23 protein-coding genes are annotated in these 23,076 nt (G+C 69.2%); 13 read left to right on the plus strand and 10 right to left on the minus strand.

The window, feature by feature from the left end; genetic code table 11:
- Positions 1-1,833, plus strand: a 1,833-nt coding sequence (locus HL658_RS04255) for a caspase family protein (RefSeq protein ID WP_180287621.1), incomplete at its 5' end; no start/stop codon positions are given.
- A 46-nt stretch (positions 1,834-1,879) separates the two neighbouring features.
- On the opposite strand, the gene HL658_RS04260 is transcribed toward HL658_RS04255, so the two are convergent.
- Complete coding sequence (locus HL658_RS04260) at positions 1,880-3,397, minus strand: caspase family protein (protein WP_180280609.1); 1,518 nt, start codon at positions 3,395-3,397, stop codon at positions 1,880-1,882.
- A 290-nt stretch (positions 3,398-3,687) separates the two neighbouring features.
- On the opposite strand from HL658_RS04260, the gene HL658_RS04265 reads away from it, so the two are divergent.
- The 6 genes from HL658_RS04265 to HL658_RS04290 all read left to right on the plus strand — a co-directional run bounded on the left by HL658_RS04265 (position 3,688) and on the right by HL658_RS04290 (position 10,114).
- Complete coding sequence (locus HL658_RS04265) at positions 3,688-4,605, plus strand: OmpA family protein (RefSeq protein ID WP_180280610.1); 918 nt, start codon at positions 3,688-3,690, stop codon at positions 4,603-4,605.
- On the plus strand, positions 4,602-6,188 hold the full coding sequence (locus HL658_RS37620; protein WP_180280611.1) for a caspase family protein: 1,587 nt from the start codon (positions 4,602-4,604) through the stop codon (positions 6,186-6,188). Before HL658_RS04265 ends, HL658_RS37620 begins: the two co-directional genes overlap by 4 nt.
- A 27-nt stretch (positions 6,189-6,215) precedes the next feature.
- Entirely contained in the window at positions 6,216-7,712 is a 1,497-nt protein-coding gene (locus HL658_RS04275) for a caspase family protein (protein WP_180280612.1), read from the plus strand.
- A 119-nt stretch (positions 7,713-7,831) separates the two neighbouring features.
- A complete protein-coding gene (locus tag HL658_RS04280; protein ID WP_180280613.1) occupies positions 7,832-8,263 on the plus strand; it encodes an FAD binding domain-containing protein in 432 nt (143 codons plus the stop codon).
- Positions 8,260-8,505, plus strand: coding sequence for a hypothetical protein (locus HL658_RS04285; protein ID WP_211109654.1), 246 nt, complete (start codon positions 8,260-8,262; stop codon positions 8,503-8,505). The genes HL658_RS04280 and HL658_RS04285 overlap by 4 nt, the downstream gene beginning before the upstream one ends.
- A gap of 187 nt (positions 8,506-8,692) precedes the next feature.
- Positions 8,693-10,114, plus strand: a complete 1,422-nt coding sequence (locus HL658_RS04290; protein WP_180280614.1) for an FAD-binding oxidoreductase — start codon at positions 8,693-8,695, stop codon at positions 10,112-10,114.
- A 191-nt stretch (positions 10,115-10,305) separates the two neighbouring features.
- Here HL658_RS04290 and HL658_RS04295 read toward each other — a convergent pair whose 3' ends face one another.
- A complete protein-coding gene (locus HL658_RS04295) occupies positions 10,306-10,707 on the minus strand; it encodes a hypothetical protein (RefSeq protein WP_180280615.1) in 402 nt (133 codons plus the stop codon).
- Positions 10,708-10,870: 163 nt separating this feature from the next.
- Between HL658_RS04295 and aspS the strand changes: the two genes are divergently transcribed.
- A complete protein-coding gene (gene aspS / locus HL658_RS04300; RefSeq protein WP_180280616.1) occupies positions 10,871-12,715 on the plus strand; it encodes an aspartate--tRNA ligase in 1,845 nt (614 codons plus the stop codon).
- Between the two features lie 120 nt (positions 12,716-12,835).
- Here the strand turns inward: aspS and HL658_RS04305 are convergent, their stop codons facing one another.
- From HL658_RS04305 to HL658_RS04315, 3 genes are read right to left on the minus strand one after another with little or no spacing between them, the layout of a single operon-like run.
- A complete protein-coding gene (locus HL658_RS04305; RefSeq protein ID WP_180280617.1) occupies positions 12,836-13,264 on the minus strand; it encodes a TIGR02588 family protein in 429 nt (142 codons plus the stop codon).
- Positions 13,265-13,275: 11 nt separating this feature from the next.
- A complete protein-coding gene (locus tag HL658_RS04310; protein WP_343055001.1) occupies positions 13,276-14,130 on the minus strand; it encodes a TIGR02587 family membrane protein in 855 nt (284 codons plus the stop codon).
- Positions 14,131-14,174: 44 nt separating this feature from the next.
- Positions 14,175-14,864, minus strand: coding sequence for an RluA family pseudouridine synthase (locus tag HL658_RS04315; protein WP_180280619.1), 690 nt, complete (start codon positions 14,862-14,864; stop codon positions 14,175-14,177).
- 241 nt (positions 14,865-15,105) lie between these two features.
- Between HL658_RS04315 and HL658_RS04320 the strand changes: the two genes are divergently transcribed.
- Positions 15,106-15,690 carry a Hint domain-containing protein gene (locus HL658_RS04320; protein WP_281378674.1) on the plus strand — a complete coding sequence of 195 codons (585 nt, stop codon included), beginning with the start codon at positions 15,106-15,108 and terminating at the stop codon, positions 15,688-15,690.
- Between the two features lie 210 nt (positions 15,691-15,900).
- Here HL658_RS04320 and flgH read toward each other — a convergent pair whose 3' ends face one another.
- The 5 genes from flgH to HL658_RS04345 form a co-directional block, all read right to left on the minus strand.
- Positions 15,901-16,665, minus strand: a complete 765-nt coding sequence (flgH, locus tag HL658_RS04325) for a flagellar basal body L-ring protein FlgH (RefSeq protein WP_180280621.1) — start codon at positions 16,663-16,665, stop codon at positions 15,901-15,903.
- A 16-nt stretch (positions 16,666-16,681) separates the two neighbouring features.
- Positions 16,682-17,440, minus strand: coding sequence for a flagellar basal body P-ring formation chaperone FlgA (gene flgA, locus HL658_RS04330; RefSeq protein WP_180280622.1), 759 nt, complete (start codon positions 17,438-17,440; stop codon positions 16,682-16,684).
- 28 nt (positions 17,441-17,468) lie between these two features.
- A complete protein-coding gene (gene flgG, locus HL658_RS04335) occupies positions 17,469-18,254 on the minus strand; it encodes a flagellar basal-body rod protein FlgG (RefSeq protein WP_180280623.1) in 786 nt (261 codons plus the stop codon).
- 34 nt (positions 18,255-18,288) lie between these two features.
- Positions 18,289-19,011: a flagellar basal-body rod protein FlgF gene (flgF, locus tag HL658_RS04340; RefSeq protein ID WP_180280624.1), complete on the minus strand. Its 723-nt coding sequence runs from the start codon at positions 19,009-19,011 to the stop codon at positions 18,289-18,291.
- A 252-nt stretch (positions 19,012-19,263) separates the two neighbouring features.
- Positions 19,264-19,749 (minus strand): BLUF domain-containing protein, encoded by a 486-nt coding sequence (locus HL658_RS04345; protein WP_180280625.1) that lies wholly within the window; start codon positions 19,747-19,749, stop codon positions 19,264-19,266.
- A 194-nt stretch (positions 19,750-19,943) separates the two neighbouring features.
- Here HL658_RS04345 and HL658_RS04350 point away from each other — a divergent pair, with 194 nt between their 5' ends.
- From HL658_RS04350 to HL658_RS04365, 4 genes are read left to right on the plus strand one after another with little or no spacing between them, the layout of a single operon-like run.
- Complete coding sequence (locus tag HL658_RS04350; protein ID WP_180280626.1) at positions 19,944-20,465, plus strand: flagellar basal body-associated FliL family protein; 522 nt, start codon at positions 19,944-19,946, stop codon at positions 20,463-20,465.
- 22 nt (positions 20,466-20,487) lie between these two features.
- Positions 20,488-21,564, plus strand: a complete 1,077-nt coding sequence (fliM, locus tag HL658_RS04355; RefSeq protein WP_180280627.1) for a flagellar motor switch protein FliM — start codon at positions 20,488-20,490, stop codon at positions 21,562-21,564.
- Complete coding sequence (locus HL658_RS04360) at positions 21,561-22,133, plus strand: DUF6468 domain-containing protein (RefSeq protein ID WP_180280628.1); 573 nt, start codon at positions 21,561-21,563, stop codon at positions 22,131-22,133. Before fliM ends, HL658_RS04360 begins: the two co-directional genes overlap by 4 nt.
- Positions 22,134-22,144: 11 nt before the next feature.
- Positions 22,145-22,999 carry a MotE family protein gene (locus HL658_RS04365; protein WP_180280629.1) on the plus strand — a complete coding sequence of 285 codons (855 nt, stop codon included), beginning with the start codon at positions 22,145-22,147 and terminating at the stop codon, positions 22,997-22,999.
- Positions 23,000-23,076 lie beyond the last annotated feature (77 nt).

The raw sequence follows: 23,076 nt of genomic DNA on the forward strand, positions 1-23,076 counted from the left end.
CGCGCGCTGATCGGCAGCGACTTCGCCTTGCGGCTGGTGGACGAGCAGGGCCGCGTCCTGGCCTCGGTCCAGACCCCTGCGGAGGTGTGGGGCGTCGTCGCCTCCGGCGATGGGCGGCTGGCGGTGGCGGCGCTCGGCGACGGAACGCTGCGCTGGTACAGCCTGAACGGCGGTGTGCGTCCGCTGGAGGAGCTGGCGGTGCTGTTCCCGCACGGTGGCGGGCGGCAGTGGGTTCTGTGGACGCCGGAAGCGCTGTTCGACCATTCCGACGATGGCGGGCAGGAGCTGGTCGGCTTCCACTTCAACAACACGAAGAAGACGGCGCCCCAGTGGGTGGAGTTCAAGCGCGTCTACGAGGTCCTGTTCAATCGGGAAATGGTGCGCGACCGGCTGCGGCAGGTGAACCGCGACGCGCTGACGGCGAAGGTGCAGCGCATCGGCGACTTGCGCGCTCTGACCCAGCGGGCTCCGAAGCTCACGCTCGTCGATTACTGCGTGGTCCAGCGCGACACGCGGGGCGTCTCGCGGGTGGCACCGGCGAACCAGCAGGGTGCCGTTTCGGCACCGGTTGAAAACTGCCGGCCCATCGACACGTCGCCGCTGACCCGCGCCTTTTCCCGCGTGTCGGCCGCCGCTACGGCGGCGCCGGGGGCGGGGGGTGATGCGGGCGGTCCCCGCTCCGTCCTCGACCTGCCGGAGGATGCCGGCGCGGTGCGCATCCGCTACAAGCTGGAGGCGGCGGGCGACGGCGTCGGCGATGTGCAGGTGTTCCACAACGACCGCGACGTGACCGGCAGCGGCACCCGTGGCTTCAGCCGCGTGTCGGCTCCTGGACCGGCCTCGGCGCCGTCCGCGGCCCCGGAAACGCCCGCGGCACAGGAGTTGCGCGAGGCGCTGGTGCGGGTCGAGCCCGGCTCCAACCGGGTAACGCTGCGCGCCTACAACAGCAACGGCGCCATTTACGAACAGTCGCCGGTGGTGGAGTTCGCGCTTGCCGCCCCGACACGGGCGGCCGAGCCTGCCGAGCCGCCGCCGCCGCCCGCGAAGCCGCGACTGATCTACATCGCGGCGGGAATCGATGCCTACCAGCCGCCCTTCCCGAGGCTGCAACGCGCGGCGACGGACGCGCGCACCTTCGCGAAGACGCTGCGCGAGCGGATGCCGGACGCGTATGACGCCGCGGAGTCGATCAAGCTGTCGCACGAACTCTACGACGGCGACGCCAGCCGCATGGCATTGATCGAGGCGCTGAGCGCCGTCGCACGGGAGGCGCGGGAGGAGGATACGGTGGTGATCTATCTCGCCGGCCACGGCGTCGTCGATCCGCTGCCGGAGGACAATGTCGACCTCTACTACTTCATCACCCAGAATGTGGCCGGCGGGGATACGGCGACCGTGGCGCGCGAGGCGCTGTCGGAACGCGACGCGATGAAGCTGCTGCGCGACATCCCCGCCCGGAACAAGGTGCTGCTGCTCGACACCTGTCATTCCGGAGCGGTGCAGGAGTTCACCAACTACGCGGCGTCCAAGATCGAGAAGCTCAAGGAGCGGGTGGGGCGCGGCCCCTACATCCTGGCGGCGGCGGCGGGTGACCAGACAGCGCTCGACAGCTCCGCCGACCGCTCACGCAGTGGTCCCTTCGCGCGCGCCGTCATCGAAGCCCTGGCGGAGACCAAGGGCGAGCCGGGCGAGACGGTGGACCAGATCCAGTTGGCCCGCTACATCCGGGCGAAGGTGCCTGTCTACGCTCAACAGGACCGCTGGAACCAGACGGCGGTGGTCAGCTTCGGCGGGGGCGACGTGGACTTCTTCCCGGTCGCTCAGGTGAAGTGAAGCACCCCCTCGCCCGCCGATTGCGGGAGAGGGGGTGCTCCCGCGCTTACGGGTTGATGGTGATCCGCTCGGCCGTGCCGCGTTCGCCGGTCATCACCGGGGTCTGCTTGGACTCGGTCACCGAGGCGACGCGGCGGGAGGTGGTGGAGAAGACGTCCACCATGGTTCCGGCCTTCTTGACACCGGCCAGCGATTCGATAAGCGCCAGCGTGAAGATGCTGCCCTTCGACCCTTCCAGGGCCGACTGGTCCTCGCGGGCGGCGGCCAGCGTCGTGCCCTTCGGCGTCATCTTCGGCACTCCCAGCGTGCGCGTCGCCGGTGCGGCGGTGCCGGGCCGGATTTCGCCGCGGATGAAGAACTTCGGCGTGGCGCCCATCAGCACGTCGCCGAAGCCCCGCTGCAGCCCGCCGCTGTGGCAGGCGTCGATGACGCTGAGCACTTGGCTGGTGCGCAGCCCGTTGACCCAGGTCGCATACTCGTCGTCGCGCACGAGGTCGCGGACCGAGGGGTTGGCCTTGCCCTCGACGTCGAAAGTGACGAAGGCCTCGTCGCTGCCGTCCTGCTCGTCACCGTTGTCGTCGGGGATCTGCGCCCCATGCCCGGAATAATAGATGACCACGAAGTCCTGCGGCTGCGCCGTCTTCTGCAACCACTCCATGCCCGCCTTGAACTGGTTGCGGTAAACGTCCTTGTAGACGCGGATGTTCTGGTTGGGGATCGAGAACATCGTCTTGAACACGTCGACGAACATGGCCGCATCCTGGTTCGACTTGGTCAGCGGCTCGACGTTCGAGCCCATCGCCAGGATGTAGAGCTGCGGGCGGGCCGCCTGCTGTTGCTGAGGTTGCTGCTGCTGCGGTTGTTGTTGCTGCTGCTGCTGCTGTTGCTGCGGTTGTTGTTGCTGCTGCTGTTGCTGCAGTGGGGTGGGAGCCGGTGGCGGCGGGGGCGGCGGCAGGGTGGAGCTGTTGTTGACCGGTGGCACCGGCGGCGGTGCGGCACCGTTGGGACCGACCACCTCGTAGGCGGTCTTGTAGGTGGCCCAACCCGCCGGGGTCTGCTGGCGCATCGCCTCGAAGGCGGAGGCCATCGCCGCGGGGTTGGGGAAGCCGGTGGCCTGTGGCTGCCGGTCGGGGGTGGCGGTCCAGGCGATGTAGAGCTCGTCGCGGCCCGGCGGTCCATCGACGCGGAAACGGAAGGGATCGCCGCCCTTGCCGGCGCAGTAGCGCTGTCCGCCCGTCACCTGCATCGCCACCGGATCGCCGCCGCTGTAGGCGTTGGGGAAGATGCGCGCCGTCTGCCCGCTGGATCCGACGTTCCACAGCGTGACATAGCCGGTGCGCGATGCGGCGAAACACAGCTCCAGAATGTCGCCGATTCGCGGTTGCCGGTGCGACACCGACAGCTCCAGCGCAATGTCCGGGTTGGCGTTGTACGGGACCGGCGTCAGCGTCCGCCCGTCCGTACCATCCAGCAGCGATTGGGCCTGCGCCACCGCGCCCGTGGCCGGTATGAGTGCGGCGAGCATGACCGAAGCCAGCAGGGAGCCGGTCAGGGAACGGGACATGGGGTGGTCTCCGCGGTACGGGGGAAGAAGGGCGGGCGGGGGCGCGGTGTCGGACTCGGCAGGCCGAAAGCGTACCTATGCAATTTCAGCGATTCAACTCCGACTCTCGAAATCCCGCATGTGTCCATCGCAACAGTGGTTGACCTTTGTTGCCAACAACATGGGCGTTACCTGAGGGGGTGGTTGATGGTACATAGGGGAAGGTTGCGGCGTCTGCCATTACGAAGCCGAACCGGTCCCGCCGCCGATTCCCTGGGGAAGCCGCAATGAGCCGCCATGGAACGCCTCCCGTGACGTCCCGCAACCTGCGAGTGGCCGCGCTGGCCGTGGCCGTCCTGCTGCCGATGGCCGGTCCGGCCCTGGCCGACTGCGCGGCCCTGCAGGAGAGCGCACGCAGCCTTCAGCAGGCGGGCGACGCCGACGGGCTGAAGGCGGTCTTCGAGAAGGTCGTGGTCGAGCCGGACTGCACCGCCGACTTCCGCACGGCGCTGGGCCGTGCGGTCCTGCGCGCGGTGGAGAAGCGGGTCGTCGCCATGGGGCGGGACGGAAAGCCGCTGGCCTTCTTCGAGCCCGAGCTGAAGGACGCGCTGCGCTACGGGCAGAGCTGGCTGGTGCACGCCTGGCTTGGCGACATCGCGGCCGAACGCAAGGACCATGGGGCCGCGACCCGCGGCTACCAGGACGCGCTGGCCGCCATCGACGACGAGATCGCGACGCCGAAGGCCCCGCCGCCGGAGGTGATCGAGCAGATCTTCCGCAAGGCCGAGCGCAGCCGGCTGCTGGCGGCCGACTTCGTGCCGGGGCCGACCACCCGCTCCGCCCAGCCGACCGGTCTTGCCGCCGCCAACCTGCGCGGCTTCAAGCCGACCAAGGTCGCCCTGCCCATCGAGTTCCAGTTCGACAGCGTCGCCTTCACCAAGAAGGGGCAGGCCGCCGCCGACGATCTGGCCGCCACCCTGCGCGCCCAGGCGCCGCCCGCGATCACGCTGATCGGCCATACCGACCAGACCGGCGCCCTCGACTACAACATGAAGCTGTCGAAGCGCCGGGCGGAGGCACTGGGCCACTACCTGCGCAGTGTGGGCTACGCCGGCACGATCTATGTGGATGGCCGCGGCCCGACCGAGCCGATGGCGCTGGACGATCCCGGTCAATACAGTGTCGAACAGGTCTACCAGATCAACCGCCGGGTGGAGCTGCGGCGATGAGGGCTCGTCTCGCTGCCATGGCTCTGCTCGCCGGTCTTGGTCTGGCGACCCCAGCGCGGGCGGAATTGGCCGGGCTGGTCGTCGGCATCGACGCCTACCGGCACATCAACCCGCTCCAGGGTGCGGTGAACGACGCACGCGACATCGCCGAGGCGCTGCGCACCGCGGGCTCGAAGAACGTCACGCTGCTGACCGATGCCCAGGCCACCCGCGACGCGGTGATGGCGGCGTGGGACCGGCTGCTGGCCACGACGAAGCCGGACGACGTGCTGATCCTTTCCTACGCCGGCCATGGCGGGCAGGAGCCGGAGCGCGTGAAGGGGTCGGAGGCGGACGGGCTGGACGAGGTGATCCTGCTCGCGGGCTTCGCCGAGAAGGGGGCCGGCACTTACGAACGCATCGTCGACGACGACATCGCGGTGATGCTCCAGCGCGCGGCACCGCGGCGGGTGATCTTCGTGTCCGACGCCTGCCATTCCGGTACCATGACGCGCAGCTTCGACCGGCGGGCGACGCCGCTGGGCACCCGCTTCGCCAACTACGGCGCCATCGAGGACGACGCCCTGCCGCCGCCGAGCCGGGAGGCCGCCAAGGCCGACCAGAAGGAGCAGCCGCACGTCACCTTCCTCGCCGCCGTCGCCGAGCACGAGCTGGCGCCGGAGGTGGCGATCGACGGGCGTCCGCGCGGTGCGCTGAGCTGGGCCTTCGCCCAGGCGCTGCGCGGCAACGCCGACCGCGACGGCGACGGCACGCTCTCCAAGGGCGAGTTGGAGATCTTCGTCCAGGAAGCCGTGCGGATGAAGGCCGCCGGGCGTCAGCACCCGCAGGTCTATCCGGCCGGGCAGCGCGGACTGGCGCTGCTCTCGTCGGGCGCGGCCCCGGCGGGAGTCGCGGCGGCTGTCGACGGACCGCGGCTCCCCCCGGCCGCCCCGCTGGCCCTGGCGGTGTCGGGCGGCGACGCCCGCTCGGTCGCCGGGCGGCTGAAGGGCGTCCAGGCGTCGGGTGCCGCCGAGGCGCGGCTGGTCTGGGACCCGTCCACCGGGGATGTGGTGACCGGGCAGGGCGACGTGGTCGCGGCTGTCCCCGGCTCGCCCACCGATCCGGCGACGCTCGACCGGCTGCAGCGGGTGGTGGACAAGTGGATCCTCATCGACCGGCTGGAAGCGGCGGCGGCGAAGCGCCCGCTCATCTTCACGCTGAAGCCGGGGGACGGCACCTATCGCCAGGGCGACGAGTTCACGCTGGAGATCGGTGGCCACCTGCGGCCCTATTTCTCCTTGTTCAATGTCGGGTCGGACGGCACCGTCAACTTCCTCTACCCGCTGAACAACGCCCAGATCCGCGATCCGCTGGACATCCCGCTGGACCGGGCGCAAAGCCTGACCCTGCGCGTCGATCCGCCCTTCGGCGCCGACCATTTCGTCGCCGTCAGCAGCGCCCAGCCGCTGACCGAGCTGCACCGCGAGCTGGCGGCGCTGGATGGCCAGCCGGCGGCGGCGCGGGCGGCGGATGCGCTGGACCGCGCGCTGCGCGGCAAGGCCGCGGAACTCGGCTGGCACGGCGTCTACAGCGTGGCGCGCTGACACGATTTTCCGGATGGAGCATCCCGCATGAAAGCGTCGCTTGCCCTGGCCTTCGGCGTCGCCGTTCTGGCTGCCGTCACCGCTACCCCCGCCGCGGCGGAAAAGCGCGCGCTGATCGTTTCCATCAACGAGTATGGCCGGCCTCAGTGGAAGCTGCGCGGAGCGGTGGCCGACGGTCTGAACATCGACCGGCTGCTGCGCGAAAACCTCGGCTACCGCCCGGACCAGATCCGGCAGCTCTTCGACCGGGCGGCGACGCGCGCGGGCATTCTGGCGGCCTTCCGCGAGTGGCTGATCCAGGGCACGCAGCCCGGCGACGACGTGTTCTTCTATTTCAGCGGCCACGGGTTCCAGCAGCCGGACACCGACGGCGACGAGGAGGACAAGCTCGACGAGACTCTGGTCGCCGCCGACGCCGGGCCGGACGGGCGGGGCGGTGTCGCCAATATGATCACCGACGACGAGATGGACCAGCTGCTCGGCGAGATCAAGGATCGCCGCGTTACCATGGTGATCGACAGCTGCCATTCCGGCACCATCAGCCGCGGCAGCTTCGGCGCGGTGGAGGGAGCCCGCAGCCTGCCCTGGATCCCCGAGATCGGCACGCCGGAGCCGGTGACCACCCGCGCCATCAGCCTGCATCGCGGCGAGGTCGGGTTCGTCGCGCAGAAGCCGGGCCGCATGGTGTGGACGGCCGTAGCCCCCTACCAGCAGGCGCTGGAGGAGCTGGACCACGAGCCGGTCAGCGGCGTCTTCACCAACCGCTTCATCAACGGGGTGCGGGAGAAACGCGCCGACGCCAACCGCGACGGTGTGGTCAGCGCGTCGGAACTGTTCGCCTACGTCCAGAAGGAGTCCGACGCCTATTGCCGCGCCCGGCCCGCCTGCAAGGCCGGCCTGACGCCGATGCTGGAGACGCCGGCCGGCGAGCTGACGACCGCCGTGGACGGCAGCCAGCCGCCGGGACCTCAGAACGTCGCCTACACGCCGCAGCAACCGCAGCCCCAGCCCCAGCCCCAGCAGGTGCAGAACGCGGCGACCGCGCTGCTCGCCGGCGACAACCAGGGCGGTGTGACGCTGGAGGTGCTGCCCGGCCCCACGGCCCGCATCGGGCAGGCCGTGCGCTTCCGCGTCACCAGCCGGACCGAGGGCGCGCTGATCCTGCTCGACGCCAACGCGGCGGGTGAGCTGGTGCAGATCTACCCCAACGAATACTCCCAGGCGCAGAACCGCAACGGCCGCATCCAGCCCGGCCGTCCCATCACGATCCCCGATCCGACCTATGGTTTCGAGTTCACGGCGTCCGATCCGGCAGGGCAGGGTACGCTGATCGCATTGGTGCTCCAGGACCCGGTCGATCTGTCGGCCCTGGTCAACCGCACCCGCGACCTGACGCCGATCCCGGCACCCGTCGATCACATGGCGCGGCTCGCCGAACTGCTGCGCAAGCCCTGGACCGACGGCGCCACCACCCGCGCGGCCCGCTGGTCGATGATCAGCGCGACTTACTCCATCACGCGCTGATCCCGCCACCGCGCGACGCAACGCCGCCCGCTGTTCCCCCGGTTGATGGGGCACGGCCGGTACAGCCATGCCTTACCGGCGATCAGCCGGAGCGGGACAACACGCTGGCGGCCGACGAGATGATCACCGCGATCGAACTGCCGCCGAACGGCTTCGCCGCCCATTCCATCTACCTGAAGACGCGCGATCGTGCCTCCTACCCCTTCGCGCTGGTGTCGGTGGCGGCGGCGCTGGAGATCGCGGACGGCACCATCCGGGAGGCGCGGCTGCCGCTGGGCGGAGTCGCCCACAAGCACTGGCGCGACCCGGAGGCGGAGGCACTGCTGGTCGGCAAGCCGCCGACCGCCGAGAGCTTCCGCGCCGCCGCGAAGCAGTTTCTGCTCGATGCCAGGGGCTGCGAGCACAACGCCTTCACGATCGACTTGGCTGAAAACGCCATCGTACGCGCCCATGGAAGAGGCTACCGGAGGGAGCGCGCCATGATCGCAACGCCCTGTGTCCCCGACGTGCTGTACAGCCCCGGCTCGACCACCGGCTCGGCCGCTTCATGAACCACGACTTCGCCGAGTACCACATCCCGGTGAACACCGACGTGCACGACATCGACGTGATCTTCGTGGACGAGCAGGACGAGATCGTGAACCCGCTGGGCGCCAACGGCGTGGGCGAGATCGGTGTGGTCGGTGTTCCCGCCGCCATCGCCAACGCCATCCACCGCGCCACGGGGGTGCGGGTGCGCGACCTTCCCATCACGGTGGACAAGATCCGGGCGGGCATGAAGACGTCGGGATGATGGGGCGCTCCCTCCCCCATGCGGGGGAGGGCTTCTCCCGAAGCGGGTTTGCAAACACTGGGGTGCAAGCGTCAACTCCCCCTTATCAATCAAAATTGTGGAGAGGGTGCCGTGCGGCATCCAGGCCGGGATCCGCCGGCGGTCGCCGCGCGTGCTCGCGCTCCATTTGGTAAGGGGAGGACGACCCATGGCCGACATCATGATGCGGACTTCGGACAGGCGCGACGCCACCTTGTCCATGGACCGCGTGACCGAGCTTGCCGGTGCGCTGCGGGGAACGGTGCTGACGCCCGGCACGCCCGACTACGATGCGGTGCGGCGCATCTGGAACGCGATGATCGACCGGCGGCCCGGACTGATCGTGCGTTGCGCCGGGGCTGCCGACGTCATGCAGGCCGTGCGCTTCGCGCGCGACAACGGCTTGCTGGTCTCGGTGCGCGGTGGCGGGCACAACATCGCCGGCAATTCGCTGTGTGACGGCGGGATGCTGATCGACCTGTCGATGGTGCGCTTCGTCCATGTGGATCCGGCCGGCCGGACGGCCCGGGTGGGGCCGGGTGCCCTGCTCTCCGATCTCGACCGCGAGGCGCAGGCTTTCGGCCTTGCCGTGCCATTGGGCATCAATTCCACCACAGGGATCGCCGGCCTGACGCTCGGCGGAGGCTTCGGTTGGCTGACCCGGAAGTACGGGCTGACGGTGGACAACCTGCTGTCCGTCGATATCGTGAACGCTGACGGCCGGTTCCTGCGCGCGTCGGAGGACGAGAACGCGGATCTGTTCTGGGGCGTGCGCGGCGGCGGCGGCAACTTCGGCGTGGTCACCGCCTTCACCTTCCGCCTTCATCCCGTCGGGCCGCAGGTTCTGGCGGGGCTGATCGTGCACCCCTTCGACGGCGCGGGCGACCTGCTGCGCCGCTTCCGCGACCTGGCGGCGCGGGCGCCGGACGACCTCACCTGCTGGGCGGTGCTGCGTCTGGCCCCGCCGCTTCCCTTCCTGCCGGCCGAGCATCACGGCAAGCCGGTGGTCGTGCTTCCCGTCTTCTACGCCGGCGCCGTGGAGGAGGGGTGGAGGGCCGTCGAGCCGATCCGCGCCCTGGGCCAGCCGCTGGGCGAGCATCTGGGGCCGATGCCCTACGTCGCGTGGCAGGCCGCCTTCGACCCGCTGCTCACGCCGGGCGCCCGCAACTACTGGAAGACGCACAACTTCACGGGGCTGGCCGACGGCCTCATCGACCGGCTGGTGGACCGCGCCCGGACGCTTCCGTCGGATCAGTGCGAGGTGTTCGTCGGCCATCTCGGCGGCGCAGCCAACCGCGTGCCCGCCGACGCCATGGCCTATCCGCACCGGGATGCGGAGTTCGTGATGAACGTCCACGCCCGCTGGAACGATGCCGGCGACGACGATACCTGCATCGCCTGGGCGCGTGCGGTGTTCGAGGACGCTACACCCTTCGCGACCGGGGGCGCCTACGTCAATTTCCTCACCGACGACGAGCAGCGGACCCGCGCCGCCTATGGCCCGAATTTCGACCGTCTGGCCGCGCTGAAGCGGACCTACGACCCGACCAACCTGTTCTGCGTGAACCACAACATCGCGCCGGCCGCCTGACCACCGGGGAAGGGGCGGTGGTCGCGGGAGGAGAAAGCCCGAGCATGAGTCCCTATCCGCCGCCCAATACCCCCGACAACCCGCTGCCCTCGCCCCTGCCCGAACCCGAACCGGCGGGTCCGGACATTCCGCCCGACCCACCCCCGGTTCCAGGAGAGCCGGTGCCGCCGGTCGCGGGGTGAACGTGGCCTTCAGCTCAGATCGTCCATGGCGTCCTGCAGCGACGGGTAGAGCGCCTCCACCAGCGAGCCGTCGACGCGCGCGGGCGGGCGCAGAATCTCGGCCGCCTCCAGTGCGCCGGCGAGCGTCAGGCCGTTGACCTCGACGAAGCCGCCACGGTCGCCGTAACGGCCGGCGATCCAGTCGGCTGCGGCGGGATCGCCGTCCAGCGTGTTGTTGGCGGACACCATCACGTGCGTCATGTCGTTGAGCCGGCGGAACCAGGCGAGACAGCCGTCGCCGGTGTCCATCGCTTTGAAGCCCGCCCCCTCCATCGCCCGGCGCACGGGCGGGCGCACCCGGTCGAGCGTGGCGGCGGATGGCGGCGCTGCGGCGTGCCCGGTGGCGGGGCCTAGTCCCGTCAGTTCTTCCATGGCCTGTCTTCCCGTGCGGTGATACCCGTTGGGTAACGTCCGCCGGGCTGGTCTTGTGCCGCTCACGGTCGCCGCCCCGCCGCGCTTGACAATCGGGCGTCGTCGGTGTGGTGTGGCGGCCCGCTTTCCTGCCGGATTCGTCGCTTTTCAAGGTGCTTCGACCATGCACGCCTACCGCACGCACACCTGCGGCCAGCTCCGCGATACCGATGATGGTGCCACCGTCCGCCTGTCGGGCTGGATCCACCGCAAGCGCGACCACGGCCAGCTCCTGTTCATCGACCTGCGGGACCATTACGGGCTGACGCAGTGCGTGGTCGACACATCCAACCCGGCCTTCCAGGTGGCCGAGAAGCTGCGCGTTGAGTCGGTGATCACCGTGACCGGCGTTGTCGTCAAGCGCACGGCCGAGACCATCAACGACAAGCTGCCCACCGGCCGCATCGAGGTGAAGCTGCGCGAGCTGACCGTGCAGAGCGAGGCCGAGACGCTGCCCATGCCGGTCAACCAGGACGCCGACGCGGGTGAGGAGGTGCGGCTGCGCTACCGCTTCCTCGACCTGCGGCGCGAGCGGCTGCACGAGAACATCCTGCTGCGCTCGCGCGTCATCGCGTCGATCCGCAACCGCATGATCGGCCAGGGCTTCACCGAGTTCCAGACGCCGATCCTGACCGCGTCGAGCCCGGAGGGTGCGCGCGACTACCTCGTGCCCAGCCGCAACCACCCCGGCAAGTTCTACGCGCTGCCGCAGGCGCCGCAGCAGTTCAAGCAGCTTCTGATGGTCGCGGGCTTCGACCGCTACTTCCAGATCGCGCCCTGTTTCCGCGACGAGGACGCGCGCGCCGACCGCTCGCCCGGCGAGTTCTACCAGCTCGACTTCGAGATGTCCTTCGTCACCCAGGAGGACGTCTTCGCCGCCATCGAGCCGGTGCTCTACGGCGTGTTCGACGAGTTCGGTGGTTACCGCCGCGCGACGATGCCGGCGGTGACCAAGCCGCCCTTCCCGCGGATCGCCTACGACGAGGCGATGCTGAAATACGGCTCCGACAAGCCGGACCTGCGCAACCCGCTGGTCATCACCGACGTCACCAAGGTGTTCAAGCGCCCGGATGTCGAGTTCCGCGCCTTCAAGGGCGTGATCGACAAGGGCGGCGTGGTGCGCGCCATCCGCGCCCCGCAGGTCCACGACAAGCCGCGCAGCTTCTTCGACAAGCTGAACGACTGGGCCAAGGAGCAGGGCGCCCCCGGCCTTGGCTACATCCTGTTCGAGGCGGCCGGCGGCAAGGGCCCCATCGCCAAGTTCGTGCCGGCCGAGGCGCAGGCCGAGCTGCGGCGGGTGGTCGGGCTGGAGGACGGCGACGCGGTGTTCTTCGTCTGCGACCAGCCGGGTCCGGCGGCCAAGCTGGCCGGGCAGGCGCGCACGCGGCTGGGCCAGGAGCTGGACCTGATCGAGAAGGACGTGTTCCGCTTCTGCTGGATCGTCGATTTCCCGATGTACGAGATGGACGAGGAGACGGGCAAGGTGGTGTTCAGCCACAACCCCTTCTCGATGCCGCAGGGCGGGCTCGACGCGCTGCTCAACAAGGACCCGCTGACGATCAAGGCCTACCAGTACGACATCGTCTGCAACGGCGTGGAGCTGTCGTCCGGCGCCATCCGGAACCATCTGCCGGAGGTCATGTACAAGGCCTTCGAGATCGCCGGCTATGGCGCGGAGGAGCTGGAGGCGCGCTTCGGCGGCATGCTGTCGGCCTTCAAGCTCGGCGCCCCGCCGCACGGCGGCTCGGCCCCCGGCATCGACCGCATCGTCATGCTGCTGGCCGACGAGCCGAACATCCGCGAGGTCATCCTGTTCCCGCTGAACCAGCGCGCCGAGGATCTGCTGATGCAGGCCCCGGCCCCGGTGCAGTCGGAGCGGCTGCGCGAGCTGCACCTGAAGCTCGACCTGCCCAAGCCGAAGACCGCGGGCGGTGCCGCTTCGGCGGGTGGGCCGAAGACTGCGGAGTGAGTTGCTGCAACGGGCCCCCACCCAAACCCTCCCCTATCTGGCGACGGGGGAGGGCTTAAAACTCCTCCCCCCGCGAAGTGGGGGGAGGTCGGGAGGGGGCCCCGACGCGACCACCCCGTCCTATGGCTCCCGATACCCCAGCGCGCGCAGCTCAAGCTGATAGCGGCGGGGGTCGTTGCGGAAGGCGATGGTGGCCTTTCGTCTCGACTCCGCCGGCAGGAAATCCAGCGTGACCGCGCTGGTCTCGATGGTGCGCCCGCCGTCCGTCAGGCGTCCTTCGATCTCCACCTCCTCCGCCGTGCGCCCGCCGCTGTTGCGGGCCGACAGCAGGACGCGGAAGCCCTGTTCGCCGGGCAGGACCTGATCCACCGACACCACGACGTCCGGCGGGGTGCCATCCTTCGTCAGGCCGGTGTGGATCAGATAGGCGATGCTGCCGGAGACCAGCAGCAGGCCGATGGCGGCGACGATCCACTCCAGCCGCGACACACCGGCGGCGTCGCGTTTCGGATCGATCGGGAGGTCGCGGCTCCCGGATTGCTCGGACATGGGGAACCCCGCTACAGGATCAGCCGGGCGGCGGCGGCGCCGACGGAGGCCGGGAAGCACAGGACCATCGCGGCCATCACCGCGCTCCGCACCCCCATACCGTCCAGCCGCCCGAACGACCACAGCACATACAGGCTCATCACCAGGCACACGGCGTAGCCGGCGACGGTGTAGCGAAGGAACAGGCTCCAGCCCGGCGCGTCCTCCGGCCGGTGCTCCTCCTGCCCCTGGAACCGCAAGGCGTAGACGAAGCCGTGCATCATCAGCAGCGACAGCAGCACCAGGGCCAGCGTGTGCCACACGGTCATCTGGAAGGAGATGACGATCATCTCCTCCGTCGGTGCCACGTTGAAGGCCAGGAAGGTGGCCCCCACCGCCATGATGAACAGCTCGGCGAAATAGCCCTTCACCCGCTGGCCCGGCGGCTCGGCGTCATTGACCGACTGGCCGAACTGGTTCTGCGCCAGCAGCGCCCCGATGGCTCCGGCCAGAGCCTGGAGCGACACCTTTCCGACGATCTCGTCCGCCGTCATGTCCGGGCCGATGACGCCGAAGCACAGCAGCACCGTGCCGGCGGCGGCGAAGCCGACGGCGTAGGCGACGAAAGCGTCGATCAGATCCTCGCGCCAATTGAAGGTGTCCTCGAAGCCGACATAGTGCGACAGCCCGACCAGCAGCGGCACGCCGGCCGCCAGCATCAGCGCCAGCCGGAGGCGGTCCATGTAGAAGCCGAGGTACCACATCTCCATGGTCATGAAGATCGGCAGCGAGAAGATGATGGCGCCCCCGAAGGCGCGGGCGAGGCCGATGCGGAACAGCCGCTCGCTTTCGGCGGCGGCGGATCGGCGGTCCTTGGCTGCGGTCACGCTTGTCATGCCGGACAAACGCGCGAACACCGCGGCAGGGTCCCTCAGGCGTCTCCGCCGAAGCCGCAGGCCGCGAGCGCGTCCCGCATATGCGCCGGGACCGGGGCGGTGACCGCGATCGGGTCGCGCTTGGGGTAGAGCGGAACCACGATGCCGCGCGAGTGCAGGTGCAGCGGCGTGCCCGGCCGGGCCTTGTCCCCGGCGTATTGCGGGTCACCCAGCAGTGGGCAGCCGAGATGGGCGGCGTGCACGCGGATTTGATGGGTCCGCCCCGTGCGCGGGTGGAAGGCCACCCAACTCAGCCCGTCCGCCCGGCCCAGCAACTCGTAATCGGTGACGGAGGGCTGGCCGTCGTCGGCCACCGTCATGCGCCAGCCGCCGCCCTTGCGGGACACCTTCTTCAGCGGCCGGTCGATGGTGCCGCGCTCCTCCGGCGGCTCGCCCACCAGCACCGCCCAGTAGGTCTTGCCGATCCGCCCATCCTGGAACAGCCGCCCGAGCTTCGCCAGCGCCTTGCGGTGGCGCCCCAGCACCAGACAGCCCGACGTGTCGCGGTCCAGGCGGTGAGCGAGCGCTGGCGGGGCGGGCAGCCCGAAGCGCAGCCCGTCGAACAGCGCCTCCAGGTTCGGCCCGCCGCCTGGGCCGGCGTGCACGGGCAGCCCGGCCGGCTTGTCGATCACCAGCATGAGGCCGTCGCGGTGGAGGATGCGGGATTGGAGGTCGTCGGGGGTCATGGAACCAAAGGGGCGCCGCGCCGGATGGCGTGTGGGGGTATCATAGGCGCCTGGCCGGAGAGCCGCAACCAAGGGGCGACGACGGTTCTGCCGCTTAAAGTTTCATTCAGATATTATATGTATACTTATTAAAGCCTGTCGATGCGTTCGACGGGCCGCAGCCGTCCCCGCAACGGCCCGCTCCGTTGCCGATTTCCAAAATCAAAGGATTCTTACGTTGGCACCTGATCCTACCTGCTTTTTGCGCGGCACCCACATCATGACCGACCGCGGGGCGCGCGCGATCGAGTCCCTCGCGATCGGCGACCGGGTTCTGTCCTGGAAGACCGGCGAGTACCGGCCCATCCGCTGGATCGGCCGCCGCACCGTCCGCACCGACGATCTGCTGACGGAGGAGGGGCGCCGGGTCCATCTGCCCGTGCTCATCCAGCGCAACGCCTTCGCGGAGAACGCGCCGTCGCGTGACCTGTACCTGTCGCCGGCCCACGGTCTGCTGGTGAAGGATTATGGCATTTCCGTGCGGCACCTGATCAACGGCACGACCGTGCGTCAGGTGGACGACATCCAGACCATCGAATATTTCCACATCGAACTGGACAGCCACGACGGCGTCTACGCCGAGAACATGGTCGCCGAGACCTACTTCGAGTCCGACAACCGCCACGCCTACGACAACGCCGGCGAATATGAGCGGCTCTACCCCGGCGACGACCCCCGGGTCCAGGAGCCCTGCGTCCGCATCGATGTGCCCGTCACCTTCGTGGCGGGCGTCCGCGCGCTGTTGAACAAGCGCGCCGCGCAGCTGGCCGCGGATGCGGCGGTCTGAGGCGTGACCCATACGGCGCGACGGCGCCGACGACGCGAGGCGGCCCCAGGGCCGCCTCGTTGCGTTTCCGGTCGTCGTAGCGGATGAATGGGCAGCTTCTTCCGGCCGGCAATCCCTGCCAGTCCGTTGCCGCCCATGGGGCAGAATCTGCCGTCCGTCGTGCCGCCACGGTCGGGGGGCGGGCGCCACCCCCGACCGTGGCGCCGATCCTCAGAACGGCATGATGATGTCGAAGAGTTGCTGGCCGTAGCGGGGCTGCTGCACGTCGGAGATCTGGCCGCGGCCGGCGTAGGAGATGCGGGCTTCCGCGATCTGGTCGTAGCGGATGGTGTTGGTGGCGGTGATGTCCTCCGGCCGGATCACGCCGGTGACCACCAGGTCGCGCACCTCGTAGTTCACCCGCACCTCCTGCCGGCCCTGGACCACCAGGTTGCCGTTCGGCAGGGTCTGGGTGACCAGCGCCGCCAGCTTCAGGTCCACCGTCTCCTTGCGGCGGATCTGGCCGGTGCCGCGGCTCGTCGAGGTGCTGGCGCCGTCCACCAGGTTGGTCGGATCGACCGCGTCGGGCAGGATGCCCTTCAGCTTGCTTTCCAGCCCCAGGAAGGCCGACAGGTCGGCGGTCTCGCCGTTGTTGCGGGTGCGGCTGGTGGAGTTGTCGATCTGCGCCTCGTCCTCGATGCTGATCAGCACCGTCAGCAGGTCACCCACGCGGGCCGCCCGCTGGTCCTTGAAGAAGGCCTTGGCCCCGGTGCGCCACAGCGAGTTGGGGTTGCGCTCGACCGGCAGCGGCGTCGGCATCGGCAGGCTGACCGGCTGGTAACCGGGCGCCGCCTGCGGGTCCTGGATCTTGGTGAGCTGCGGGCCCGAGCCGAGCTCGGACATCCGGGAGAAGGCGTTGCAGGCTGGCAGGCCGGCGGTGACGGCCGCGAGCAGGGCGAAGCGGAACGCGGTGCGGGCGAGGCGGCGGGTGGTCATCGGAGGTTTCTCCCGATCAATAGGTGGGGACGCCGGGCTTTGCCACGACGACGACGTTGGGGCCCGCGACCGTCGCTTCGACGATGCGGTTGGATTGGGTGTTCACGACGCGGATGACATCGCCCTTGCCGCCGTCCTGCAGGGCCTTGCCCTGGGCGCTCAGCGACATGGAGGGCGTGGAAAGGGTGATGACGACCAGCGCGCCCTTGTCGATCACGCGCGGCGACTGGATGTCGCGCAGCCGGACTGGCTGGTTCACCGGCACGCCGCGCTTGGGCGTCATGCCGACGAGGTCGTTCTCGGAGGTTGCGACGTCGCTGCCGGCCTGATCGGCGCGCACCTCGACCCAGGCGATGTCCTGGGCGGCGATGGCGTCTCCGGTGCCGATGCGGCGGTTCAGCACGGGCACCTCGACCACGCCATAGGCGCGTCCGGCGACCGGGAGCCGCACCGCCGGCTTGGTGCCGGGCACCACCAGCTCGGCGGCGAAACGGCCGCTGACCGGGTTGTAGTAGACATTCTCCGCCGTCAGCGACCCGGCCCCGGCGGGAGCGCGCAGCTCGACCGAACGGTTGTCGAACTCGATCCGCAGCCGGCCGGCGGTGATCTGACGGGACAGCTCGCGGCCCAGCACCGCCTCCGCATGGTCCTGCCCGTAGATCGCCACGGACTGGGCGGCCGGAACCTGGGCCCCGATGGTCTGGGCGGTGGCGGTCAGCGCGGCGGTGGCGAGGACCAGGGCGGTGCCGAGGAGGAGGGAGGCGGTGCGGATCATGGCGGCGGTTCCCCAGGAAGCGGCGCGGTCAGCGGAGCTGGCCGACGGTCTGCATCATCTCGTCGGTGGTCTTGATGACCTTGGAGTTCATCTCGTAGGCGCGCTGCGCGGTGATCAGGGTGGTGATCTCCTGCACGATGTTGACGTTCGACGTCTCCAGCGCCCCCTGCACCAGCCGGCCGAAGCCCGGCGCGCCGGGGTTGCCGACCACGCCGCCGCCCGAGGCGGGGGTCTCCATGAACAGGTTGTCCCCGATGGCTTCCAGGCCGGCGGCGTTGGGGAAGGTGGCCAGCTGGAGCTGGCCGACATTCTGCGTCTCCACCTGCCCGTCCGTCTTCACCAGCACCTCGCCCGAGGGGTTGATCGCCACGTCCACCGCGTCGGTCGGGATGGTGATCGCGGGGATCACCTGATAGCCGTCGGCGGTGACGATCACCCCTTCCGGCGAGAGCTTGAAGTTGCCGGCGCGGGTGTAGGAGGTGTCGCCGTTGGGAAGCTGGACCTGGAAGTAGCCGGCGCCGTTCACCGCCACGTCCAGCTTGTTGTCGGTGACGGTCAGGTTGCCCTGCTCCAGGATGCGGCCGATGGCGGCGACCCGCACGCCGGCACCCACCTGCACGCCGGTCGGCACGATGGTGCCGGCGTCCGACGAGGTGGAGCCGATGCGGCGGAAGTTCTGGTAGAGCAGGTCCTGGAATTCCGCCCGCTGCTTCTTGAAACCGGTCGTGGTGGCGTTGGCGATGTTGTTCGAGATGGTCTCGACGTTGACCTGCTGGGCCAGCATCCCGGTAGCGCCGATGGCGAGGCTGCGCATGGTGGTGTGTCCTCTCTTCGTCCCGGTGACCGGCTCAGACCACGCGCCCGAGGCGCTGGATCACGGTGCGGATGCGTTCGTGCTCGTTGTCGATGAAGCGCTGGTTCTGCTGGTACTGGCGCATGATCTCGATCATCGCGGTCATCTCCACCACCGGCTTGACGTTGCTTTGTTCAAGCAAGCCCTGTGCCACCTTCGTCTCGGGCGGGGCCGGCTGCGGATCCTCGTCGGTGACGTAGAGGCCGGAACCGACCTCGGTCATCAGCTGCTCGTTGCGGAAGGTGACGATGTTCAGACGGCCGACCGCACCCAGCTCGGTGGAGACGGTGCCGTCGCCGGCCAGTGTGATCTCGCGCGCACCCTCGGGGATGACCATGGGCTGGCCGTTGTCCGAGAGCAGGGGAAGGCCGCCGGCATCGACGATCTGGCGCTGGTCGTTCAGGTGGAAATTGCCGGCGCGCGTGTAGCGGCGGCCGCTGGCGGTATCGACCGTGAAGTAACCGGGGCCGTTCAGCGCGAAGTCCAGCGAGTTGCCGGTGTGGGTCATTCCCCCGTTGGTGATGTCGCGCGCCACGCCGCGGTCCTGCACGAAGCTGACCTGCTCGTGCATGCCCGGCCGCTCCAGGAATTCGGTGAACAGCATGCGCTGCTGCTTGAAGCCGGTGGTGTTCATGTTCGCGATGTTGTTCGAGACGACGTCCATCTGGCGGCGCAGAGCGGTCTGGCGCGACAGGGCGACGTAGATCGGATTTTCCATCGTGATGACTCCCGAGCTTCCGGCCGGCGGGTCCATCGATGCCGGTGCAAATCCCTATGCAGGCAGCGTGCCAACAACCGGGGGCGGGTCGCTCCGGTCCGGGACGGTGTGTGCCGGGCAAAAGCTGCCGCCATGCCGGCAGAAAGCTCCCGCTGGCGCCGGGCAAAACCTTCCCGTTTCCGGAATCGGCGGATTCCGGACGTGGTGCTGGCACGATCCACTCAAGATCCGTGCCGGCCGACCCGTTCAGGTTCAGGCGCTGGCGAAGCTGGGGATCGCGCCGTGCACGAAATCACGGACGGATGGGTTGATGTCGGCCACCGTGCAGGCGTGCAGATAGGCGCGCGACAGGACCTCGAGCGCGAAGTCCGGATCGTGGGAACGGCGGGCGAATTCCGGCAGGCCCATGGGCCTGCCGAACACGCCGCGCCAGAAGTCATGGTCGTTCAGCGGGCCGAAGTTCATCGCCCAGAAGCCGAAGCTGCGGCCGGTGTCCCCGGCCTCGCGGAGCAGCAGCTCGACATTGCGATGGCGGGGATCCGCGCGGATGCGGTCGTACAGCCGGTCGACCGCATCGGACTCCCCCTCCAGCACCTGGAGGAAGATGCCATCGAACTCGATCAGGAAGCCGGTGATGCCGAGAGCGCGGTTCTTGTGGGCGCTGGTGAGGCAGATTTGGGTCAGCTCGGAGAAGGGAAGCAGCGTTGCCGCTTCGCTGCGATACATGATGGTCAGCATTCTGCACCTTTTCCGCCGCGCCACGTCCCGCATAGATTGTGCGGTCCACCGCCTGGCGTCCATGGGACAATCCGTAGCAACGGGTGCCGGTGCCCGTGACCCCCTCCTCCCCGAAAAGGCTTTGTTAACTATCCCAAAGATAGGTTGGATTGCATCCGCCGACACCCCTTACGGCACTTCCGGAACACCCACGAATGACCGCTCACGCCGATAGCGATGACATGTCGGGCGGCGTGCCGCGCAAGAAATTCAGCGGCAAGAAGCTCGTCCTGTTCGTGATCCTGCCGCTGCTGCTGCTGGTGGGAACGGGTGCCGGCGTGTATTTCAGCGGCGTTCTCGACATGCTTCTCGGCCACAAGGAGGAGGAGCACCCCGCCCCGACCGAGGCGGCACCGCAGGAGCACGCCGGACCGCCGGTCTTCTACGACCTGCCGGACATGCTGGTGAACCTGAACACCGCCAACCGCCGGCCCGCCTTCCTGAAGATCAAGATCTCGATCCAGGTCGCCAAGCCGGAGGATGTTCCGGCGATCGAACATGTGCTGCCGCGCATCGTCGACAACTTCCAGGTCTATCTGCGGGAGCTGCGGCTGGAGGACCTGAAGGGATCGGCCGGCATGTACCGGTTGCGGCAGGAACTGCTGATGCGCATCACCGCCGCCGCCCATCCGGTGAAGGTGAAGGACATCCTGTTCCGGGAAATGCTGGTGCAGTGAGCCGGGGACGCGGAGACGAGACATGAGCAACCCCGACGAGCTGAGTGAAGAGGAACGGCTCGCCGCCGAATGGGCCGCGCTGGCGGAAGACGGCGGCGACATGGGCGGCGGTGACGACGGCGGCGGCTCCACCCGCGTCCTGAACCAGGACGAGATCGACAGCCTGCTCGGCTTCGACCAGGGCGGGGCCGGCGACGGCGACAATTCCGGCATCATGGCGCTGGTCAATTCGGCGCTGGTGAACTACGAACGCCTGCCGATGCTGGAGGTGGTCTTCGACCGCCTCGTCCGCATGATGTCCACCTCGCTCCGCAACTTCACCTCCGACAACGTCGAGGTCAGCCTCGACCAGATCTCGTCGGTGCGTTTCGGCGATTACCTGAACTCCATCCCGCTGCCGGCCATGCTGAGCGTCTTCAAGGCGGAGGAGTGGGACAACTACGGCCTGATGGTCGTGGATTCGGCGCTGATCTACTCGATCGTGGACGTGCTGCTGGGCGGCCGCCGCGGTACCGCGGCGATGCGCATCGAGGGCCGCCCCTACACCACCATCGAGCGCAATCTGGTCGAGCGGATGGTGCATGTGGTGCTGTCCGACCTGTCCGCCGCCTTCGACCCGCTGTCGCCGGTCACCTTCCGCTTCGACCGGCTGGAGACGAATCCACGTTTCGCCACCATCGCCCGGCCGGCCAACGCCGCCGTGCTGGTCAAGCTGCGCATCGACATGGAGGATCGCGGCGGCCGGCTGGAGCTGATGATCCCCTACGCCACGCTGGAGCCGGTGCGCGAGCTGCTGCTCCAGATGTTCATGGGTGAGAAGTTCGGCCGCGACAGCATCTGGGAAACCCACCTGGCGTCGGAACTGCTGGTCACCGACGTCGATCTGTCGGCGGTGCTGGACGAGATCACCATGACCCTGCACGACGTGCTGAACTGGCGCGTCGGCACACGGATCCTGCTGAACGCGACGCCCGACGGGAGCATCGAGCTGCGCTGCGGCGACGTGTCGATGTTCCAGGGCCGCATGGGCCGCAAGGGCGGACACATCGCCGTGCGGATCGAAAAGGAACTGCCGAAGCAGGAGGTCATGCGGCTATGACGCCCAACCTGTCGCTGTTGGTCGATCTGGTGATGGTCGGGCTGCTTGTCGCGACCATCGCCTACGCGATCATCCTGAACAAGCAGATCATCAAGCTGCGCGACAGCCGCAGCGAGCTGGCCGAGCTGATCCGCGGCCTGAACGAGGCGACCGCGCAGGCGGACTCCGGCGTGAAGGGGATGCGGCGGGCCGCCACCGACACCGGCGAGCAGCTTCAGCGCGCCATCGACAAGGCAGCCGCGCTGCGCGACGAGCTGACCTTCATGGTGGAGACGGGGGAGGCGCTGGCCGACCGTCTGAGTGCCACCGGCGGCGAGCGCCCGCGGGGCGCACCCGCGGCACCGGCCCAGCGTGGCGCGGGGCGGCAGGCGGTCGCCCCGCCGGTGCGCCCGGCCCCGGCAAGCCCGCTGATCGACGAGACGCTGTTGGCCGCGCGTGCCGAGGCGGCGCGGCGTGATCCGTCGGTGCCCCCGCCCGCGGGAGGGGACGCGCCGCGTCAGCGCGATCCCCAGGACACACTGTCGCGTGCCGAGCGTGAGCTTCTGCAGGCCATCGAGAACCGGCGCTGAGGGGGGATGCGATGACGACCACCACGACCCTCGACCGCAAGCCGCCGGCCACCACCGCCGACCCCGCCGCGCCGGCCCGCAGACCGGCCGTCGGCAAACCACCGGTCAAGGCGACGCCCACAGGGAAGATGCGGCGCAAACCCGCCCGCGAGCCGCTGGCCCGCCGTCTGGTCGCGCGGGCGCGGGGATTGCGGTTCCGGCTGTTGCCGGTGACCATCTTCGTGGCCGTCCTGATGCTCGGCCTGCGCGTCGGCGACCTCTGGCGCATCGCGACCCGGGACGCCCAGCTTCCCGAGTTCCCGGTGACCCTGGCCCAGGCACCGAGCCCGCCGGCTCAACAGCCGCAGCAACCGGCCCCGGCCGCACCGGGCGCCGCCGCGCGGCCACCGGAGCCGTCGCCCGGGCCGGCCGCCGCCGGTGGCGAGCGCATGGCCGCCGCCAATCCGCTGGGGCCGGTGGACAACAACGAGCTGCTGCAGCATTACGCCGACCGTCGTGCCGAGATCGAGCGCCGGACCAAGGAGGTCGAGCAGCGCGAGGCCCTGCTGGCGGCGGCGGAGAAGCGCATCGACCAGAAGCTCCAGGAGCTGGAGAAGGTGCGCGGCGAGATTCAGAAGCTGCTGCGCACCGGCGACCAGCGGCAGAGCGAGCAGCTCGACAGCCTCGTCAAGATCTACGAGACGATGAAGCCGAAGGAGGCTGCCCGCATCTTCGAGGAGTTGGAGATGCCCGTGCTTCTCGACGTCATCACCCGCATGAAGGAGACCAAGACCGCGCCCGTGCTGGCCGCCATGGACCCCTCCAAGGCCAAGGCCATCACCGCGGCCCTGGTGGAGCGGCGCGCGCTGCCGGCGGTGCCGCAGTGACCGTGCCCAGTTTGCAACAGTGTGTGGTTACTGCGGACCGATCCTGCATGTTTACGTGGCATTAACCGAAACAATTT

This window comes from Azospirillum oleiclasticum (genome assembly GCF_013423485.1).
In the GTDB taxonomy this organism is placed as follows: Bacteria; Pseudomonadota; Alphaproteobacteria; order Azospirillales; family Azospirillaceae; genus Azospirillum; species Azospirillum oleiclasticum.

Excerpts from the sequence above, each read along its gene's own strand:
- HL658_RS04260 (WP_180280609.1), bottom strand. The coding sequence starts at position 3,397 with ATGTCCCGTTCCCTGACCGGCTCCCTGCTGGCTTCGGTCATGCTCGCC.
- HL658_RS37620 (WP_180280611.1), top strand. The coding sequence starts at position 4,602 with ATGAGGGCTCGTCTCGCTGCCATGGCTCTGCTCGCCGGTCTTGGTCTG.
- HL658_RS04275 (WP_180280612.1), top strand. The coding sequence starts at position 6,216 with ATGAAAGCGTCGCTTGCCCTGGCCTTCGGCGTCGCCGTTCTGGCTGCC.
- HL658_RS04280 (WP_180280613.1), top strand. The coding sequence starts at position 7,832 with ATGATCACCGCGATCGAACTGCCGCCGAACGGCTTCGCCGCCCATTCC.
- HL658_RS04285 (WP_211109654.1), top strand. The coding sequence starts at position 8,260 with ATGAACCACGACTTCGCCGAGTACCACATCCCGGTGAACACCGACGTG.
- HL658_RS04290 (WP_180280614.1), top strand. The coding sequence starts at position 8,693 with ATGGCCGACATCATGATGCGGACTTCGGACAGGCGCGACGCCACCTTG.
- HL658_RS04295 (WP_180280615.1), bottom strand. The coding sequence starts at position 10,707 with ATGGAAGAACTGACGGGACTAGGCCCCGCCACCGGGCACGCCGCAGCG.
- aspS (WP_180280616.1), top strand. The coding sequence starts at position 10,871 with ATGCACGCCTACCGCACGCACACCTGCGGCCAGCTCCGCGATACCGAT.
- HL658_RS04305 (WP_180280617.1), bottom strand. The coding sequence starts at position 13,264 with ATGTCCGAGCAATCCGGGAGCCGCGACCTCCCGATCGATCCGAAACGC.
- HL658_RS04315 (WP_180280619.1), bottom strand. The coding sequence starts at position 14,864 with ATGACCCCCGACGACCTCCAATCCCGCATCCTCCACCGCGACGGCCTC.
- flgH (WP_180280621.1), bottom strand. The coding sequence starts at position 16,665 with ATGACCACCCGCCGCCTCGCCCGCACCGCGTTCCGCTTCGCCCTGCTC.
- flgA (WP_180280622.1), bottom strand. The coding sequence starts at position 17,440 with ATGATCCGCACCGCCTCCCTCCTCCTCGGCACCGCCCTGGTCCTCGCC.
- flgG (WP_180280623.1), bottom strand. The coding sequence starts at position 18,254 with ATGCGCAGCCTCGCCATCGGCGCTACCGGGATGCTGGCCCAGCAGGTC.
- flgF (WP_180280624.1), bottom strand. The coding sequence starts at position 19,011 with ATGGAAAATCCGATCTACGTCGCCCTGTCGCGCCAGACCGCTCTGCGC.
- HL658_RS04345 (WP_180280625.1), bottom strand. The coding sequence starts at position 19,749 with ATGCTGACCATCATGTATCGCAGCGAAGCGGCAACGCTGCTTCCCTTC.
- HL658_RS04350 (WP_180280626.1), top strand. The coding sequence starts at position 19,944 with ATGACCGCTCACGCCGATAGCGATGACATGTCGGGCGGCGTGCCGCGC.
- fliM (WP_180280627.1), top strand. The coding sequence starts at position 20,488 with ATGAGCAACCCCGACGAGCTGAGTGAAGAGGAACGGCTCGCCGCCGAA.
- HL658_RS04360 (WP_180280628.1), top strand. The coding sequence starts at position 21,561 with ATGACGCCCAACCTGTCGCTGTTGGTCGATCTGGTGATGGTCGGGCTG.
- HL658_RS04365 (WP_180280629.1), top strand. The coding sequence starts at position 22,145 with ATGACGACCACCACGACCCTCGACCGCAAGCCGCCGGCCACCACCGCC.